General features: G+C 38.1%; 1 pseudogene. It reads left to right on the top strand.

Annotation, left to right across the window (positions count from 1 at the left end):
- Nucleotides 1-257: pseudogene (locus tag AAEY57_RS20425) on the top strand (molecular chaperone); the annotation flags it as partial.

Raw genomic sequence — 257 nt, 5'->3', positions numbered from 1 at the left:
CGATTTAGATATTGCTTTGAGCTTTCATGGTTTAATGCCGTTATTGGGTTTAGGTAGTACGTTTAAATCGGGTTTGCCTTTGCCTAATCAAGCGTTTTGGCAAGCGTGTAAAATTAACGATGTAAACTTACAAAGCCAATTTTATAGTGAAAGCCATACCCGAGAGCTAAACGCACAATTACGTGATGTAAGTGCACCTGAGCTTTATAAACGTTTAATACATTTACAGCAAAACAAGCAAGGCCATCAGTTAGTGC

This window comes from Pseudoalteromonas sp. MER144-MNA-CIBAN-0113, assembly GCF_040308965.1.
Classification (GTDB): domain Bacteria; phylum Pseudomonadota; class Gammaproteobacteria; order Enterobacterales; family Alteromonadaceae; genus Pseudoalteromonas; species Pseudoalteromonas tetraodonis.
The sequence above is the reverse complement of the archived record's forward strand: the minus strand, read 5'-3'. Positions and strand labels throughout refer to the sequence as shown.